At 60.2% G+C, this 17,203-nt stretch carries 17 protein-coding genes and 1 pseudogene; 10 read left to right on the forward strand and 8 right to left on the reverse strand.

Features of this window, described 5'->3' with window-relative positions; translation table 11 throughout:
- Positions 1-155: 155 nt before the first annotated feature.
- The 3 genes and pseudogenes from GJB56_RS29725 to GJB56_RS29735 all read right to left on the reverse strand — a co-directional run.
- A pseudogene (locus tag GJB56_RS29725) lies at positions 156-269 on the reverse strand (pyrroline-5-carboxylate reductase); the annotation flags it as partial.
- 510 nt (positions 270-779) lie between these two features.
- On the reverse strand, positions 780-2,216 hold the full coding sequence (locus tag GJB56_RS29730) for an MFS transporter (protein WP_113683861.1): 1,437 nt from the start codon (positions 2,214-2,216) through the stop codon (positions 780-782).
- Positions 2,213-2,776 carry a TetR/AcrR family transcriptional regulator gene (locus tag GJB56_RS29735; RefSeq protein ID WP_113683860.1) on the reverse strand — a complete coding sequence of 188 codons (564 nt, stop codon included), beginning with the start codon at positions 2,774-2,776 and terminating at the stop codon, positions 2,213-2,215. Before GJB56_RS29735 ends, GJB56_RS29730 begins: the two co-directional genes overlap by 4 nt.
- Positions 2,777-3,119: 343 nt before the next feature.
- Here GJB56_RS29735 and GJB56_RS29740 point away from each other — a divergent pair, with 343 nt between their 5' ends.
- Together GJB56_RS29740 and GJB56_RS29745 are read left to right on the forward strand one after the other, a co-directional pair.
- Positions 3,120-4,265 carry a cytochrome P450 gene (locus GJB56_RS29740; protein WP_268248337.1) on the forward strand — a complete coding sequence of 382 codons (1,146 nt, stop codon included), beginning with the start codon at positions 3,120-3,122 and terminating at the stop codon, positions 4,263-4,265.
- Positions 4,266-4,412: 147 nt separating this feature from the next.
- Positions 4,413-4,745: a hypothetical protein gene (locus GJB56_RS29745; RefSeq protein ID WP_162793439.1), complete on the forward strand. Its 333-nt coding sequence runs from the start codon at positions 4,413-4,415 to the stop codon at positions 4,743-4,745.
- A 39-nt stretch (positions 4,746-4,784) separates the two neighbouring features.
- On the opposite strand, the gene GJB56_RS29750 is transcribed toward GJB56_RS29745, so the two are convergent.
- Positions 4,785-5,771 (reverse strand): DMT family transporter, encoded by a 987-nt coding sequence (locus GJB56_RS29750; RefSeq protein ID WP_230091245.1) that lies wholly within the window; start codon positions 5,769-5,771, stop codon positions 4,785-4,787.
- Between the two features lie 74 nt (positions 5,772-5,845).
- Here GJB56_RS29750 and GJB56_RS29755 point away from each other — a divergent pair, with 74 nt between their 5' ends.
- The 5 genes from GJB56_RS29755 to GJB56_RS29775 all read left to right on the forward strand — a co-directional run bounded on the left by GJB56_RS29755 (position 5,846) and on the right by GJB56_RS29775 (position 10,027).
- On the forward strand, positions 5,846-6,721 hold the full coding sequence (locus GJB56_RS29755) for a LysR family transcriptional regulator (RefSeq protein ID WP_113683858.1): 876 nt from the start codon (positions 5,846-5,848) through the stop codon (positions 6,719-6,721).
- Positions 6,722-6,816: 95 nt separating this feature from the next.
- Positions 6,817-7,074 carry a hypothetical protein gene (locus GJB56_RS29760; RefSeq protein WP_113683857.1) on the forward strand — a complete coding sequence of 86 codons (258 nt, stop codon included), beginning with the start codon at positions 6,817-6,819 and terminating at the stop codon, positions 7,072-7,074.
- 108 nt (positions 7,075-7,182) lie between these two features.
- Positions 7,183-8,091 (forward strand): transposase, encoded by a 909-nt coding sequence (locus tag GJB56_RS29765; protein WP_230091246.1) that lies wholly within the window; start codon positions 7,183-7,185, stop codon positions 8,089-8,091.
- Between the two features lie 1,264 nt (positions 8,092-9,355).
- Positions 9,356-9,676: a hypothetical protein gene (locus GJB56_RS29770; RefSeq protein ID WP_113683854.1), complete on the forward strand. Its 321-nt coding sequence runs from the start codon at positions 9,356-9,358 to the stop codon at positions 9,674-9,676.
- A 78-nt stretch (positions 9,677-9,754) separates the two neighbouring features.
- Positions 9,755-10,027 carry a hypothetical protein gene (locus GJB56_RS29775; RefSeq protein WP_154606719.1) on the forward strand — a complete coding sequence of 91 codons (273 nt, stop codon included), beginning with the start codon at positions 9,755-9,757 and terminating at the stop codon, positions 10,025-10,027.
- 642 nt (positions 10,028-10,669) lie between these two features.
- Here the strand turns inward: GJB56_RS29775 and GJB56_RS29780 are convergent.
- Positions 10,670-11,353, reverse strand: coding sequence for a hypothetical protein (locus tag GJB56_RS29780; RefSeq protein ID WP_154606720.1), 684 nt, complete (start codon positions 11,351-11,353; stop codon positions 10,670-10,672).
- Positions 11,354-11,632: 279 nt separating this feature from the next.
- Between GJB56_RS29780 and GJB56_RS29785 the strand changes: the two genes are divergently transcribed.
- On the forward strand, positions 11,633-12,073 hold the full coding sequence (locus GJB56_RS29785) for a hypothetical protein (protein WP_230091247.1): 441 nt from the start codon (positions 11,633-11,635) through the stop codon (positions 12,071-12,073).
- Between the two features lie 297 nt (positions 12,074-12,370).
- Here the strand turns inward: GJB56_RS29785 and GJB56_RS29790 are convergent, their stop codons facing one another.
- The gene (locus GJB56_RS29790; RefSeq protein ID WP_230091248.1) at positions 12,371-12,799 is read right to left on the reverse strand and encodes a hypothetical protein; all 429 of its coding nucleotides are present in this window, start codon (positions 12,797-12,799) and stop codon (positions 12,371-12,373) included.
- A gap of 779 nt (positions 12,800-13,578) precedes the next feature.
- Between GJB56_RS29790 and GJB56_RS29795 the strand changes: the two genes are divergently transcribed.
- A complete protein-coding gene (locus GJB56_RS29795) occupies positions 13,579-14,115 on the forward strand; it encodes a hypothetical protein (protein WP_113683848.1) in 537 nt (178 codons plus the stop codon).
- Between the two features lie 934 nt (positions 14,116-15,049).
- Here the strand turns inward: GJB56_RS29795 and GJB56_RS29800 are convergent.
- Positions 15,050-15,709 (reverse strand): hypothetical protein, encoded by a 660-nt coding sequence (locus GJB56_RS29800; RefSeq protein WP_113683847.1) that lies wholly within the window; start codon positions 15,707-15,709, stop codon positions 15,050-15,052.
- A 77-nt stretch (positions 15,710-15,786) separates the two neighbouring features.
- Positions 15,787-16,158: a hypothetical protein gene (locus GJB56_RS29805; protein ID WP_154606721.1), complete on the reverse strand. Its 372-nt coding sequence runs from the start codon at positions 16,156-16,158 to the stop codon at positions 15,787-15,789.
- A gap of 410 nt (positions 16,159-16,568) precedes the next feature.
- On the opposite strand from GJB56_RS29805, the gene GJB56_RS32020 reads away from it, so the two are divergent.
- Positions 16,569-17,165, forward strand: a complete 597-nt coding sequence (locus tag GJB56_RS32020; RefSeq protein ID WP_326839314.1) for a hypothetical protein — start codon at positions 16,569-16,571, stop codon at positions 17,163-17,165.
- Positions 17,166-17,203: the final 38 nt, after the last annotated feature.

A 17,203-nucleotide genomic window follows, 5' to 3' on the forward strand; every position in this document is an offset into this window, starting at 1 on the left:
GCCGGTCTGGCCGCTTCGTCCATGGCGTCAACCTACCGGTGTGCGGCAATGACTCCGAGCCGTTTGGTGCATCGTGGTCATTCCGGGAACGTCCGCTGAAGCTGGGGCGCTGCAGCGCGGGAGTTGCAACGGGGGTCCGTCGACGGCGAGCGTCATCGCCGGGTGAACAGGAGATCTTCGGGCTTGTGTCCACCGCGCAGCAGGCCCGACATGAGGGCTTCGCCGATCATTCCTGCACCCAGTACCGAGATCACCATGGCGCCGAGCATAGCGGTCTGCCGACGGTCAGTTGGGTGGTGTTGTGGCGGCTTTGTGTAACGGCTTTGAATGTCGTGGATTCTCAACGAACAAGCTATTCGATTGGTGTGGAACCGATGTCACGGGCATGTGGAGATAGTGCACGTTCCAGATACTGCACACCGCCAGTCAACCTGCCGGGTCGTCGCTGAGTCGGTACAGCAGACTGCTTGAAGAAGGTTCACGAGGAAGTTTTGACGTGCCGGATACCCTTCACCGGCAACGAGTCTCACTGACGAATGGTTTGCGTTTATGCAAATTCTTCACCAGAAGGCACCGAACACGGCCGCCGAGGTGCGTGCGCTGCGATCGCTTTCTGACAAAGGACGCCGAACGCGCTACAGCGCCGTGGACAGCAGAGTTTCGGGAGTTCATTTCTCTTCGCGATGGCCAAAACGGCGGATCGGTGAAGAAGACTTCGTCGGAAGTACGGCGAGCGCGATGCTATCTCCCGGCGGTCACTGTGTTGCTTCTTCGGTTCTTCACTGCGACGGTGGCCGGTTGTTCCGAGAGGCATTGATTCCAGCAGCGAGCACGATGGTGAGGAGTGCCAGAGCGCATGCGGTCCACGCTGCGGTCGAGTAGCCCGAGTTGGTTGGGGAAAAGGAACCGGTCACTGTGTGCGCGGCCAAGATCACACCACTGGCGGCACTACCGATGGAGAAGCCGACCGAACGCACAACCTGGTTGACGCTCATCGCGGCCGCGGTCTCTTCGGAGGGTGTGACTGCCAGGATCACCTGGGGCATCACGGCGGAGAAGCCTCCGACACCGAAGCCCAACAACCCCATGATCGCGATCGGCCACGCCACGCCCATGTCGCGGACGGTGGCGAACAGGACACACGCGAGGGCGATAACGACACCGTTGGCGATGAGTAGACCAAATGGGCTGACCTTGCGGCGCGCCTTGGGCACTACACGTCCTGCGACGAAACCCAGCGCGGAGAACGGGACCAGCACCAAGCCCGCCTCGACCTCGTTGAGCCCGTAACCGTAGCCGACCTCCGGGGGAGTCTGAACGAAGCGGGTGATCAGGGTGAAGAGCAAGTACATGGCGATACCGGAGACGAACATTATCAGGTTGGCGCCAGCGACCGCCGGGTGCCGCAGCGCGGTCAGATCCACCAGCGGATGCGCCACTTTCCGCTCGACGGCGACCCACACGGCCAACACCGCTGCCCCGCCGAGGAGGACCGATACGACTACCATCGGCCTGATCGACCACCAGCTCGACTGGCTCGTAAATACAAGCACCGCAACAAGACCGACGGAGAGAAGGGACGCTCCCCACCAGTCCACCGACTCCTTGGCCGGTGCGGCCGTACTGTCAGCTGGGAGTGCAACGACGGCGGTGATCAGCGCGGCGACTGCGACCACGACACCGAGTAGGTATGCCGCGCGGACGCCCCAAACTTGGACCAACAAGCTCGCGATGGGGTATCCCACGCCGATGCCGACGGTGGAGGCCACGGACAGCATTGCGATCGTGCCCTCTGCGCGGTCCCGGAGGTGTTGGCGGGCGGTGGCCATCATCAGTGCAGTCAGGCCCAATCCGATCCCCTGTGCTGCCCGACCGAGCAGGAGCACGACGAACGGTGCGGGCACGACGGTCGCCACGCTGCCCAGCGCCACGACGGTCAGAGTGGAGAGGACGACTTTTCGCCGCCGGTGGGCGGCACCGAGGCGGCCGAGAAGCGGGGTGGCGACAGCGCCTGTCAGCAGTGTGATGGTCAACGTCCATTGGGCAGTGGACAGTGAAACGTCGTAGTCCTCGGCTACGGAGGTGATGAGGGGCGCTCCCAAGCTTCCGATTGCTGCGACCACCAATGCGATGAAGACCAGTGCCGCCACCATGTTGGTGTCGCCGCGCTTGGTGGTTCCGTTGGGGTGTGTCTCGGGAGTTGTGGAGGCGTTCATTGGTTGTTCTCCTCGGTCAGATGATCGAACAGTCCGGCATGGATGCGGGTGCGGATGCCGCGCGCCCACTCGGTGTCGAGGTCGTCGATGTCCAGCGCCGCGGCGACGTTGAGCAACATGCCGTAGGCGAGGAAACTTTTCACCGCCACCGGAGGCATACCCGTGTGATCGGCTGTCGCCGTCCACATTCCGGACATGTGATTGCGCACCGCATCGCGAACCTCGCGGTCACCGCATGCGGCGAAGGCTTGCAGTTGTACCAGCAACTCGGTGCGGTTCGACAGGGTGCTGTTGTTGTAGTACTCGCCCATCACGGCAACCGACTCGGGTCCTGTGGTGTCTGCCGCTGTACGGTCCATTCCGTCGATGAGGTGCGTGAACGCACGCTGGACGACTTGGAGGAACAGTTCCTTCTTGGTGCCGAACAGCCGAAAGATGTAGGCCTGCGAGATTCCCGCGCGATGGGCGAGTGATTCCATCGACGCGCCGTGCAGGCCAGCTGCGGCGAACTCCTCGGCTGCCAGAGCGAGCAGCTGTTCGCGTCGCTGCTGGGCGGTCATTCGCTTGACTTCACGTTTACTCACCCCGCCGAGAGTAGTAGTTAGTAGTCACTAACTACTAACAAAAATTCGAATTTGATGGTGGATATGTGACGGAACACTCCCGTTGTCGACGCCGCCAATCGGGGAGGGAAATGCGGACCTGACGCGGCAGCGGTATGCCCAAAGGCCGGGCAGTTCATCGCCTTTCTGCAAGCATCACCATCGCTCCTGGGTGGCATCGCGCTGACCGGGACCAATTCTGTTCGGAGATCGTATGAACAACGAATCGCCAGCGCAGCAGACAACAGAGTGCCCCTTCAATGGGGCAGAACAAGTCGGATCTGCATCTCCGGCGCCAACGATGCAGGTCGCACCAGGAAGACTGCCCATGGTGGGCCATATGTGGCCACTGATGCGGAATCCTTTTGATTTTTTCGCTGACCTTCGTGCCAGCGGCAACGTGATCAAGATCTACATCGGAAAGCGTCCGATCTACTTCCTCACCAACGCGCGACTAGCCCACCAGGTTTTGGTGAAGGACGCGCGCTCGTTCGGCAAAGGCATGGTGTGGGAGGCCGTGCATGCGTTGAGCGGCAACGGTTTACCGGCCTCCGGTCGTGAGTTGCACCGTCGCCAGCGGCGGCTGATCCAGCCGCTGTTCCATCGGAAAATGATTGCCTCCTACGCGCAAATCATGACCGCCGAATCGCAGGAAGTGGCCGAATCGTGGCAGCCCGGGCAGAAGATCATCGTGCAGAAGGCCATGCTCGAGCTGACGCTCACAACCATCGTGCGGTCGATGTTCTCAGGCAGCCTGCCCAAGGACGTGGTGCAGGAGATCATCCGCTCGTTGCCGATCTTCACCTACGGCATGGTCGCCCGCACCGTCTTGCCGGCCTGGCTGTGCAAAGCCTCCGGCTTCGATCGACGTTTCCTCGGCGCGGCAGACAGACTACGAGCCACGGTCGATCACGTGGTGCGCACCGATCAGAGCGCAGACGGAGCAGACCTACTCTCGCACTTACGCGCAGCACGCGACCCGGAAACCGACGAGGCAATGAGCGAGGACCTCATTCGTGACGAACTGGTGTCGATCATGATGGCGGGCACCGAGACCACCGCAGCCACCTTGACCTGGGCCTTCCACGAGATCGCGCACCACCCCGAGGTCGAGGAGAAGCTGCGCGCCGAACTGAGGGAGGTACTCGGCGGCCGCCCCGCGGAGTACGCCGACATCGCCAATCTGAACTACACCCGCGCAGTCGTCAAGGTCCTGCGGCGGTACTCACTGCTGATGCTCTTCCGCCGCGCCGAGGAGGCCGTCGTGATCGACGGCATTCCGTTGCGGGCGGAATCCGCTGCAACGCCAGATACCTCAGCCGACTTGAGTGCTGTGCGTACGACCTTGACTCCGGTGAGCATGATGTCGTGGTCTCGGTTGAACACGGCGGAAAATCCTGGTTCGAGCCAAGGCGGTTCCATGGACGGTCGGACGAAGTCCCGGTAGATCTCCGGGGAGAAATCGGAGGCGTACCGCATGCTCTCGGTGGCACCGGCGTACAGGACCCCGAGTTCGGTGAGTTGGTCGGCGAGGTCGGACCACTGTTCGGTAGCCAGTGAGTCGAGCACGGCTGATAGTCGACTGTTCATGGAAATGACGAAGAGGTGGAACAGGTGGTGGCCTTTCTTCCATCGGGTGATCGCTTGTTGGGCAGCACCGTTCGGTGCTTGCGGGGTGCGATCGTCTTGGCCGGTCGAGAGGTGGTCCGTCGGCGCGGCCGTGGGCGCGGAGACTCGTTCCTGTGCAGCGACGGCGGCTGCCGCGGCGGCAGCGTCGCCGACGACCACTGCCAATGCGTCGAGCAGACGTAGCCGTGAGTCGTTGTTCAGCGTGGATCGTGGGAGGTCTGCGGTGATGGCGGTGACGACGGTCAAGGCACTGACCGACCATGCATGTGCGTCATCGCTGCGCGAGATTCTGAAGTAGGTGTCGTACTCGGCGCTTCGGGTGGCCGGGATGGTGCTATCAGTGGGTAGGACGACTCGATCGATGCTCGTCGGAGATGGGGTCATGAAGGCCTCTTCCGTGGCTTGAAGTGGAGTCAGGGTGATGGGGTTTTCGGGTTGCGGTCCAGACGGCTCCGACGACGACGGCGGCTCCGACCAGCTGAATCCAGGTGGGTCGTTCGCCGAGAACGGCAAAGCCGAAAGCGATAGCCAATACCGGTTGCAGCAGGAGCAAGGCAGCGACAGTGTTGGCCGCCGACGATCGGGATCCCGCGCTGATGAACAACCAAGCGGCAACCTGCCCGAGCAGGGCAAGGGCGATCATCCATCCCCAGGCAGACCCGGAGATGTCGAGATCGAGGTCACCGAGGCCTATCGACACAACTCCGGCAGTCACCGTTGCCGATGCTGTGGCCACGCAAATCGGTGTGACCAGATGGGTGGGACTTGATTGCATGGAACGGCGGTTCATGAACAGATATGCGGCGTATGCGGCACCGGCTGCGATTCCCAGGATGGAACCCCGCAGCGCATTGTCGGCTCCTGATCCGCCGATGAGTCCGCCGGCGAGTGCGACACCGAGCAGCATGCAGGGAACAGCCATGAGAAACCGTCGAGGGATGGCGGTTCGATCTACGACGAGCGCGATCAGAGGTAGCACGATCACCTGGACGTTGATCAGCACAGTGGCGATCGATGCACCGACGTCGAGGATGCTCGCGGTCCACATGACATAGTCGGCCCCGAGAAAGATCCCGGCACCAATAGCCAAGGGGTACAACTTCGTTGGCATCGCCCCGCGCCGGTGTAGTTCCCACAGAGCCATCGGAACGAGTGCTGCGAGCGCTATCAGACAGCGTAGAGATGCCGCGGTGCCGGAGGTGACGTCGGAAAGCTTGACGAAGGTGGCGGACAAAGAAAGTGAAGCGGCACCTGCGATCACCAACGCCGCGTTTCCGCCCACCCCCCGATCGGTGGCGGTAACTGCTATCGCGGTCTTGGTCACCTCATCAAGGCAACCAGGTACAAACCGATAAGTCTAATAGTCAGTTCTTCCGAAAACACGGTAGCATTACTTCTATGTTGTCGTGGGATCGTATGAAGATTTTCGCAGCGGTAGCCGAACACGGATCGGTAACCCGGGCTGCGGAGTCCTTGCACCTCACGGGACCGGGAGTGTCGCAACATATTCGGAAATTGGAGAAAGAAGCTGGGACCTCACTCGTCGAGAGAGAAGGCAGGTCGATACGGCTGACTCCCGCGGGGCGGGCGCTGGCGACGCGCGCGTCCGCCATGTCCGCCCTCGCCGACGCGGCCGAAGACGACGTCGCCTCTATCGACACCGCCGTTACTGGAGCTCTGCGAGTGGGCGCGGTCGCCAGCGCGCTGCGCCGGCTGGTGGTTCCGGCTCTGGCAGATCTTTCTCGCACGTATCCGCTGCTGCGCCCCGAAGTCGTTGACGGAGAAGGAGTCGACCTGCTCGACAGGCTCCAGCACCGTACCCTCGATCTCGTCGTATTCGAGTCCTGGGACCATCGACCAGCGACCGTCCCAGCAGGCATCGAGGTGCACACCCTCCACGCCGAGAACGTGCACCTCGCGGTCCCTGCCGACGACCGGCGCGAGGTGGCGAGTCTCGCCGACGAAGAGGCCTCCGTCTGGACAGTATGCCCAACAGGTTCCGATGCACACTCCGCACTCGTACATGCACTACGCGAGGCCGGAATCGAGCCGACGATTCGATACGAGGTGTCCGACTACTCGACTCAACTCGCCCTCGTCGAAGCGGGGCTCGCTGTCGCACTAGTTCCGGACACCGCGCGAGCGAAAACGGCAGGCGTGCGATATCTACCCACCGAGCCGGCCGTGACACGTTCGTTGCGAGCGGCCAGTTCGACCCGAATTCCCGCAGTCGGTGCATTGCTCGACGCGCTGAACAGCATCCTCTCGAAATGAGAGAAGTGAGGCCGCGCACCGAACCGCGCGCAACACACCGAGCAGTGCCTCGGTCACGTCCCGACGGACGTACCAACTGTTGGCCGTAATCGTGCATGCGCAAAGGGAGACGACTGCGGCCGACGAACGCCGTCGCGGCGTTCGTCTTACTTGTGATCGCCGGGATACTCGTCGTGGTGTCCGTCTACAGCGTTCTCTACTACTCGCGACACCGGAGACCCGCCGACGGATTCCCGATCAGTCTCACCTACCGTCACCGGCACTACAACCGCACCGGCGACCCCGTCACCGACATCCCACGATCTGCGAGCGGGTACGACTACTCGAAAAGTAGTGATGCGTTGACCTGTTGAGACCAAGATCGATTCTCGAACACTCCCAGACCCCAGCGATCGCTGCATCCATGAATTCTGCAACGGAGCGCCAGGGTCGTACCATGAACTTTGCGATAGATTCCAAGGGTGAAACAGACCGGGACCGCTGTTGTCGATTGCCATCAGTTTGTCGTCGGATCACCGACAGCCGAGACGTACGAGCCGTCGGAGACTGGCAGTGTGATCGAGGTAGGGCCAAACTTTGTCACCATCATGACCGGGATCGCCTACGGCCCTGCCTCGTTGGCTATCGAGGTATTGGACCACGAGCCCGGCGAGCTCGATCCTTCTTCTGTCGAGTGGGAGGTGGTGGAAGAAGCGACGGTCAAAATCAGCAAACCTGTCCGGGCCATCACTACGGATGGGGAACTGCTGCCGGACTTCGCTAAAGTCCCAATCGCCAAGGGAATGCACACGTTCCGCGTATCGGCGCAGGGCCGCGACCTCAACTGGGACCTCACCGTAACTGAACCAACGGAATCATATTTGGTACAGGTGTGGAAGGTGACCCAGCCCGCTGCCATGCGCAGACTCCGCAAGACCGACACCGCCTGGAACGACGAGATCGTGACCCACCCGGTTCGGAACTTCTGGGATCCTGATCCGGCGGGAGATGCAACGCTCTACCTCGAATTCGGCTACGAGCAGATGGCTACGTGGGCCAAGGAAGAAGCCATCCGATGGGGTGGACGGCCACCCACCGACAAACTACAAGGCCAGCCATACGCCCGAGAGTTTGCGGGCCACGACAGGATGCTAGTCGACGCTCTTGCTCGATGTCGAGCGCCGAAGCTTCGGCGAATCGCAGCATGGTCAGCGCGTCGTGCGTACACGATCGCCGGCATCGCCGAGATCGACTGGATCCGCGCCGGACTCGACGCGTTGGACAACGACGATCCACTGCCGTACCCGTTCGACAGTCGGACCGGCGCCAATGTCTGGGATACCTTCCTCGCGGAACCCCGCATCGAAATGTGGACCACCGACGACAACTGAGAGAAGCAAGCGACGACTGCGCTCATCGCCCACCGCGCGTTGGTCGACGCCAACATGGAAGATCCACTGTCGGCAGCCTTCAACGCACTGCGGACTGCGGCAATTACCGATGGGCACAACTATCTGCCACTCATCGCTGAGCTGCGACGCGAGTTCTTTCCAAAGTTGGCACCAGCAGATCAGTACGAGCGCTGGATAGGTCACAGCGTGTAATCGCCGTGTGCAAGCAACGAACTGACCTAGTGAACTACACGGTTCAGTACGCCTGGACCGTGTAAGTCGAGTGATCGACGACCGACAGCTCATAGATCGCCGCGAACGGTGCAGCACTGGGCATCCCGCAAGAACGATCGCTCGGGATTGAGGGACGGAACCCATTGCCCCGCGCGTCAACCAGCCACACGACAGGCTGGCGAGCGAGACTGAAATTGCAATCACGCCTGCTGAACGGAGACTTCGGCCGAGAAGGCTGCGACACCGCAGCCATGAGCTCTGAAAGATCACCTCCACGAACCGTCTCGTCGACCACGCGTACCAGCGGGTCGCTGCCTTCGACATCGGTACTCTCACTGCACGTGACAACCTGAACCGCCGCGAAGTCCTTCGGTACGGCACCCGCATCCGGAGCTGATGGGATTCCAGGCACCTCACGTACGGGGTCAGTCATGATGGCCCCGAGTACATTCGGTGCCTCACACGTGACATCGTGAGTGACGATCGCGTCAGGGAGACTCGGCAGAGTGCGAGACTCCACTCGCATGAAATAGACAGCGAATGACCCGATGCATACCAGGACGACAGCGGCGGCGATCCGACGTCCGATTCCCACAACCCAACAGTAGCGAGATGAAACCTCGACAGTGAGGGTAGCCAGCACCTGCGACCGAAAGATCGGGGCAAACTGCGTACCAAGCATATCTATGCACTGCTTGACCGCGTCACTCTCATTCGATCGATTGATAGACCCGGCAGATTCGATTAGGCGCACCCGACAGATCAGCGAATCTGATGGCGCTGCCGTCATATCGGAAGGGCTCGGTGATGGAGCTTCCGTTGAGCGTGCAGTCGTCTTCTGAAACTGACACAGGGTAGGCGATCAGCGCAGAGACGCACAGTAAAGTCAGCGGCATCTGGCCCTCGTCGTGCAGTCAACAATCTTCTGTCTTCTGTGGGGCTGGTGAGAAAGTTACTCGCTGTGGTGATCACCTCGGCACAAGACTGAGAGGGCAACACAATCTCAAGGAATTGGGAAGTCACGGTAGTCATGGTCGGACTACTTGGAACCGCGGCGTGCGGGACACCGGAAGCCAGGCCCTCAGACGACCCGGGCATTGCTCGAGCGGGCCTGCTGCCCGACGTATCGGAGCTGCCCGCAGGCAGCCAGGTCGAGCGACTCGATCGCGAAGACCAGATGATCCTGAACCTCAATATCCACGCACCCAGCGACGGGATCGGACTGGACATGAACCCGGTCTTCGATCCGGCCCAATGCGAGAAGGAGAGCCTGTACGCCGACGACGCCCGCGCCGGTTTGATCGAGAACGGTTCCGCCAGTGGCGCACTCCTCGCAAGTGGCGGTACGTAAGTGACGTTGGTCAGTGAAACAGATACAGATGTGCCCCGGGTGATCGAGGCGCACACCGGGCAGTGTTCGTCCTACAGCGTGACCTCAACCAGCTTCGGCGGCACGTCCCAGCGCACGATTCAGACGGAGCGGCTCGATCTTCCTCCGACTCTCATCAGCGAAGACGCCGGAATCCTGCATGAGGTCAGCCATCCAGACAACCCGGACTGGTCCGACACCGAGGTCCTTCTCGGGTACGCGACAGTCGACAAGTACACGGTGGTGGTCCTCGGATACCAAGGCAAGCAATCCCAGCCCGAGTTCGATGACGTATTCACCCGGGTTGTCGAGAAAGTCCGGAGGCTTGGCTGAGTGAAGAGCCGACCGAGACACACGCCTGTGCCGTGCCAGGCCAGTCCTGTGCCGCTGCGGGCCTGGGGTGGAGATCGGATTGCGATAGAGCACAGTGGTCTTCTGAAAAGTGCAGTTGTCTGATGAAGCTGACATCTTTGGTCTCTAACCTCGCCGCGAGCGCCGACCCTTTCGATTGGCGAACCGCACGAACAATGCCGTGCCCGCGGCCACGATCCACGCGGACACAATGATGATTCCCGCGATGGAGCTGTACCGCTGGAACCATGGCTGTCCTACCGCGGTGTGAGCATAATCCCAGCTCAGACCATCCACGCTGCTCGCGAATACGCCCAGCAATCCGATTACCAGGACTACACCAGCGAATATCGCGACTTTCAATTTGAAGCGTTGGTCGCTATCGAGTCGAATGCATTGAACCGCCATCGTGCAGCCTCCCGAACCGAGTCGGACAGTGCAAATCTCTTGGGTAGTACCACCCTATGCCCCTGCCCAGCACTGACGGCTGTTCTGGGCTGGGTGAATCGCACCCCCGGCGTGAACGCCGCATCCCGATTCCCGGCACAGATTCTGTTCGGGTCGACTATCGCTCAGCAAGAGAAATCGGTGCACGCGCCGAGTGGCTTCGTTCGCATCTGCCAATCAAGCGTTCGGCGAATCCTGCTGCACGAAGGCAAAGTTCACGCGTCGTGGCGCATTAGGATCCGGCGGTGGAGGCTTCTGCAACTCGAAGGCTGTGGCGAACCAGCCCGATGACGGGATCTCGATCTCCGGAGTCGTGCGGTCGTTGATGTCGATCGGCGCAGCCGTCGCAGGATCAACCTCGTCCCATAAGGTCACCACCTGCTCTGCAGCTGACGCGAATTCCCCGGCGTCGAGGACGTGCTTTGTTTCGTCTAGGCCGAAATGTGGCCATGCGAAGTACACCTGAAGGTCGCCCGCAGGAGGAACCGGGGCAAGGACGAGTCCGGTCCGGTTGTGGACGCCGCTTCCGCCGCCGCCGTTGGCACTGAGCCCCGTTCGTCTGCCGGGAAGATTTGTTGCCAGAGTTCCATGCGCGTCTTCGAATCCGAGCAACATCGGAGGCGTGTGGCCTGACTCGGGTTTGCCGAACCCGTACATTCCGAGGAATCGGTCGGTCGATTGCACGCTCGCTTCGATAGAAAACGTCATGCACGTGCTGTAGACAAGAGCTCCGGAGATCCACACCGCGATGGCGTCGGTCTGTGCAAGAACCAGCCGTAGCGGCACTACAGCGGGGATCTCGTTGGTGGGGATGCCGCGGAAATGTTGCACTGCCAGGGAGGGACCACGTTCATTGCTCACAGGAAGCACCCTGCCACGACTCGGATTGTCCTGCACTCGTCTCGTACTTCTCACGTCGAGAGGGCCGGTCCCATCGCGATGACAGCTCTGGCCTTTCAACTTGGGTGGAATCGCAGCTACACCGCCGGCGCCCGGCGATCTTGTCTCAGCTTTCGGTGCCTCAGAACCGAACGAATGAGAGACATCCGAATATGCGCGTAGCTATCCAAACGATCAATCGGCGGCGAAGCCGTGCGACGGATTCACCGTTCTGATTCAGTGGTCTCAATGAACGCACGAGTGAGCCAAAGATCGCACGTTCGCTTCCTAGCCTTTGCTGCCGGTGGCCTTCTGAGCATCGCCGCAGACCGTTCAATCTCTCGTCGGAATCCGACACGACGAACAGTGGTCTATGCCGCGGGGCTGGTGGGCGCTGCAGTTGTCTATCCGATCTCGCACCTGGGGCGTACTGCGGATTCGGCTGCGCTCACCCGTGAGTGGATTGCGGTGTTGGCGACGGCGGCGATCTATGTCGGTGCGAGCATTCTGCCGGCACAGGGTGCTGCGCGGCTGACCGCTGGCGGATGGCTTGGGCATGCAGTTTTCGATCACGGACACGATCGAGGTGGGTCTTCACGGCTGCCGCAGTGGTATCCCATGCTGTGCGCTGGCTTCGACGTTGGTGTAGCAACGTTGCTGTGCGTGTCGAACACTCCTGCGCCCTCGAGAACCACCGCGTAGCCGCAGAATCCGGGCCAGCCCATTCAACTGCGCATCGATCTGTCGACATTGGCCGCGGCGCCCATACGGTTCGGTAACCGCTGCCATCGATTTCGGACCGGCACCCACGTGAGCGGCAAGCACCACTGTGTCTCAGCCTTCGATGCCTCAGCAACGGCCGATTCAGAGACATCGAAGAAACGGATAGCTCCTCACCGTTATGGACGATCACGCTAAGGGAGTGGGACGGCTCGCCCTCGTAGAAGCTCACAACACCATTGAGTACCGTCGACCCGTCATCCGCCAAACCCGACAAGATCAGTGAGAACCGGACGCTTCGACATTCACCGGCCCAGCGCCCTGCCTCGTCAACCGTGTCCGACCGATGCTGAACACCTGCAACACAATCGCTAGCAACACCGCCAATAACGCAGCCGGGAAACTACCCACGACCGACAGCAACTCCGGCGACGACGACGTGAACGCCGAAAAGAAACCCACCACCGACATCACCAGCAGCAATCCCGCAACAAACCAGCCGGCCCAGGGCCGCGGCACCACGGCCGGAATCAAACACAGCAACACCGGCACCGCCAGAACAGGAATAACCGACCACCCGAAATAATCCCAGATCGACTGATTGCACTGCGCCGACGGCAGGGAGAGCCCGATCTCGCAATCGGTGATCTCGAGTATCGACCACAACGCCACGAACACACCCAGAGCGTTAGCGATGATCGCCACCACGATCCACAACAACCGAATTACCGTCATCACCCGAGCATGCGATCCGCCGTCGCTCCTGAAGGACCTCGTTTCCTCACTCGACCATGGACACCCTTGTCGTAGTTGGGTTCCGAGCATCGACGAGGGCTGGCTGCACTGGGAATTCCCCTAGGACTCCACGATGTCTCGCCTGAAACTGTCTCGACAACGAACGATTAGGAGACAGGGCTGCAGAGGGAAGTCTGTCCCGTCCTGGTCGCAACTGCAGAGCGCGTTTGTCGTCAAGACCCGCGGCGGCAAACTCGAAACATTGCGGTGTACGTATGAGCGATTCGAAACTTACCCGGTTACGCAAGTCCACCGCAGCAAAACATCTAGAGTGCTGACGGCCGCCAAAACGATTCACAAAGGAACATAGGAAACGATGAACCTAGTCGTCGATCCGATATTGCAGTCCTAGGTCGGCAATCAATCGAAAGTATGAGTTTCCAAATGCAACCACCTAAAGGTTGAAAGATTGTCGATCCAACGCTTGGAATTGACTCAAACACGTCAACTGTATTTCGTTATCGAAATGTTACGGACTTTTTCTCGATTTAGTATGAGACCATTCAGTACGTTAACAATCCATCGAGAACATGAAACCTCGAAGACGTGACTGATTCGCCACAGAGGGATTTCAGATCGCCGCCGAATTCGTAGGCGCGCTATTTTCAGCGCCGCGCATATAGTTCCATGTTTGATTTCCAGCGCCTGAACGTGAAAAGGCATGTCAATCGATACCCTTTTGAGGAGACACCGTGAACAAACTGAATCGAAAGATGACTCTGTGGACCAAGGGGATGGTGATCTCGGCGGCCACGATTCTCGCGGTAGGTACCGGTACCGTTATCGCCGCCGCAGCACCACAAGTACCAGTAAAGCCCACTGATTCCTCGCAAATTTCGGAGGCACCACCGATTCCCGCCGACCCTGCCGAGATGGAAATCGAAACGACAGTATCCACCGACCCCGAGGTCGAAGCGACGGAGCCGGCAGACCCCACAGATCCGACTGTGATCGCGCCACGAGCGGGCGGGCGCAACGGATGCACGAACCTCGATGTGCTCGGCGGTCCGCAGAGTTGGTCGGCCTCGGCATATGTTTACGAATGCAAGGGTTTCTTCGGGCATATTCATATCTGGGGGCCAGGAATCGACATCAACTCCCCGACATTGGGAGCACCCTACCTGGCAGTATCCGGCCGAGGAGCCGGCGTTGTCTGCGCCGAAGCGTGGGCTCACGTCAACGGCGGTTATCAATCCTGGGGGCGTCCCTGCCTGACCGTGCACGTCTAGCGGTCATGTCCATTAGACATAACACGAACTAGCGTAGAACCATGTTCGTGACCAGGCTTTTCGAAGTCTGCCTTGACTGCGCAGAACATTGGCCGTCCCGGGAGCGGAAGTCACCCCGCTCTTCGGGACGTGCCACTGGCGAAACACGCCTGGACGAAGTTCAGCGCAAAATTGTCGAACTGGTGACCGCTGCTGGATCTATCCCCGTATATATAGGTGCTGATGCCTCCACTATCGACGGATCATCGGTGGAAGTTCTTGCGAGGTATGCAAATATTTCCACTGTTGAATCCGCGCGAGAAGCGCTCGACATTCTTCTGATAGAACATCGTTTACAGCTCCAACCCGTCACTGCGGAAAAGTGGATCGAATTCTCCCAACTAGGGATCCCACGCCAAGCCGTATGCGAATTGCGTGCCAGTGAGGTCTAATGCCTAGAGGCAAAAGTATTTTAGGTACCACTCGTTATCCGATTGCGGCGGCACTTTCAATCGAATTGCTCCAAATTTCAATCAGATGGGCTCCGACCATTTGAAACCAGGCACTGAACTATGCACTGTGTTCAATCCCAGTCCGCAACACGTCAACAGCGATCGCCGCGGATAAGCTTCCGCCAGCGGGACGGCGCGATGGCGATGCTGCACGTTTTGAATGAGGCCGATACGTTCTGCGACGTTACGCCCACGGTAAATGGCGGGCGGTCGTTCTCTGCGTGGATCAGACGCTTGCGGCGGCGAGGAATCGTATGAAGATGAAGTAAGCGGGCGGCGCTACGTTCAGTCACCCTGCTCCGACGGCGACTTTCACCCAACGTCACCGATGCGGGCGGAACCAACAGCGTCGAAATCGGCATGCTCGTCACTGCAGACGCCATCACCGAAGCGCCGGCCACCTAGACCGCGAACATGTACGAATCTCCGAGCTGCCGGTCCCGTCACTGAAACAGTGGGGTGGTGACGAGCTTCAACTTGTAGTCCTGGACCTGTTGAATATCGCCGTAATCGTCCTGGGCCATGATTGTGAAGGACTTCGCCCGTCCACCTTCCATCCGCGAGTAGATGGCGAAGGTCATGAAGAGGTGCCGGGGGTCCACGCCAGGATCCTTGAGGGTCCAGGTCGCAGTTCCCACCGTCGCGTCCCATCCGCTGGCGTTGGTCTTCTTCTTCTCGACCAGTGTGAAGTCGTTCAGCCGAGTCAGGCTCTGGTACGCCTGTACGGTGGCCTGCTCCTCGTCCTTGGCGTACTTTTTCTCCCAGTTGTCGAAAGCGATTGCTCCGGTAGCGATGCTGCCCTCAGGAAGACCTGTCAGGTTGGAGAGAACGGGTCCCTCTGCGTCATCGGTTTCCTCATCCATATTGGAGAGGAATTGCCAACCGTCCACGAGGGGCATGAGGATCTGGGTGTCGGTTCCGGGCCATTCGAACCGCTGATAGTCCACTCCAGGAAGCGGAACCAGGGTGGTCTTGTACTCGGTTGACGTGGGGGCAACGGTCGTGGCGACCGGAGCGCCGGAGACCGTCTCGGTGCAGCCCGAAAGGAGCAGCACGGAGGCCAGCGCTGCCGATGCAACCAGTTGGCTGTTTTTTGGCTTCATGTCGGCGGTTTTCCCTTGTCAGTGCAGGGCGGGAAGCAACGCGCTCACCCCGCCCTGGACGTACAAAATGGACCTGGTCACCACTCCTGGACGATGTCGACGGTGCTCGTCCAGATCGCGGGGTTGTTCACGCTGAACGAGACCTGACCTTGGTGGTTGGCGGTCTCGTCGACCAGCTGACCGATAGTGGCGCGGACGATGGTCCCGTTGTTGTAGATCGAGCCATCACCGGAATACACGCCCCAGTATTCGCCGGGGATGGCGTTGAGGAAATCAGCGGCGTTGGTGTCGGCGAGGAAACGCGTCTCGTTCTGATCGAACCGAACACCGACATAACCGTCTCCGGAATACGGCGTAGCGGCAGAAGCGACACCCGCCCCGAGGAGAGCGACAGCACCGGCCGCGACCGGTACCAACAGCGCAGCTACTGCCATACGTGAACGGGACATGGAAACCTCCTGTGACGCGAAGGCTGCATCGGCCGCAACCAACTTTGATGTAACTGACGGTATCGCAAAAAGCGGTAACCGAACATTTGCGACAAGATGACCTCGATCACGTTCGAGCGGAGGGGAAATGCCCCCGAAGGTTGCACTAGTACGAATTGACTAGGCCAAAGGTCACAGGTGCGACGAAAATCCACTATGCAACCGTGCGGCCCCCGCTGGACTGGTTGCTCTCCAGTGAATGCTGGGCACTCAATCCGGCCGGTCGGGTCAACCTCGCCTGGCAATGACACCTATTGTCGAGGTGCTGCGGAATAGCGCGCAGGTGACTGCGTGAAACTTACCTCTGAACTGCAGAAACAAAAGTGTGTACCCCCTTTGCTTGAAATGTGTAGGGGGGTACACATATTCTAATGACGAAGCGAACAGAACTTCTCAAAGAGATACGAGCATTCGCCAAGGAGGCGGGGCTCGAGATCGATGAGACCGAAGGCGGAAATCACACCAAGGTGTGGTCGGGGGACGGCGCACCGTTGTCGCCCGGCACTCGGAAAATACCCGAGTTGACCGCCACGGCAATTCGCAAGCAGCTCGTGATGACCGAGACACGGAAAGGGGACGAAATGAAGGTCACAGCACACGCAGTCCGATCCGGCGACTGGTGGTCGGTGGACGTCCCCGAGGTCGACGGGCTGTTCACACAGGCCCGACGTCTCGATCAAATCCCGGCGATGGTCGCAGACGCGGGAGAGTTGCTCACCGACATTCCTGCAGCCGAGTTCGAGGTCACCCTCGACTACGACTTCGATCCGGCCGCACGCCGCGAGATCGAGGAAGTCAAGCAGCTCAACGCAGCCGCTCAGCGAGCGGTCGACGAAGCCTCGCGCCAGTCGCGTGCAGTCGTCCACGACCTGCGGCAGCGCGGTCTGTCTGTCCGCGAGATCGGCGTCATGCTGGGCATCACCCCCTCGCGGGTCTCGCAGCTCGGCAAGGACAAGGCCACGGCCTGAACCATCCATGTGTGGCGTTGCTCGCGCGGGCTGTCGAA

The organism is Rhodococcus sp. AQ5-07 (assembly GCF_009707305.1).
Classification (GTDB): Bacteria; Actinomycetota; Actinomycetes; order Mycobacteriales; family Mycobacteriaceae; genus Rhodococcus_F; species Rhodococcus_F erythropolis.

Bases quoted from the DNA above. Each gene is read 5' to 3' on its own strand.
- GJB56_RS29730 (WP_113683861.1), bottom strand. From the start codon at position 2,216: ATGAACGCCTCCACAACTCCCGAGACACACCCCAACGGAACCACCAAG.
- GJB56_RS29735 (WP_113683860.1), bottom strand. From the start codon at position 2,776: ATGACCGCCCAGCAGCGACGCGAACAGCTGCTCGCTCTGGCAGCCGAG.
- GJB56_RS29740 (WP_268248337.1), top strand. From the start codon at position 3,120: ATGCAGGTCGCACCAGGAAGACTGCCCATGGTGGGCCATATGTGGCCA.
- GJB56_RS29745 (WP_162793439.1), top strand. From the start codon at position 4,413: ATGACGAAGAGGTGGAACAGGTGGTGGCCTTTCTTCCATCGGGTGATC.
- GJB56_RS29755 (WP_113683858.1), top strand. From the start codon at position 5,846: ATGTTGTCGTGGGATCGTATGAAGATTTTCGCAGCGGTAGCCGAACAC.
- GJB56_RS29760 (WP_113683857.1), top strand. From the start codon at position 6,817: ATGCGCAAAGGGAGACGACTGCGGCCGACGAACGCCGTCGCGGCGTTC.
- GJB56_RS29770 (WP_113683854.1), top strand. From the start codon at position 9,356: ATGGTCGGACTACTTGGAACCGCGGCGTGCGGGACACCGGAAGCCAGG.
- GJB56_RS29800 (WP_113683847.1), bottom strand. From the start codon at position 15,709: ATGAAGCCAAAAAACAGCCAACTGGTTGCATCGGCAGCGCTGGCCTCC.
- GJB56_RS29805 (WP_154606721.1), bottom strand. From the start codon at position 16,158: ATGTCCCGTTCACGTATGGCAGTAGCTGCGCTGTTGGTACCGGTCGCG.
- GJB56_RS32020 (WP_326839314.1), top strand. From the start codon at position 16,569: ATGACGAAGCGAACAGAACTTCTCAAAGAGATACGAGCATTCGCCAAG.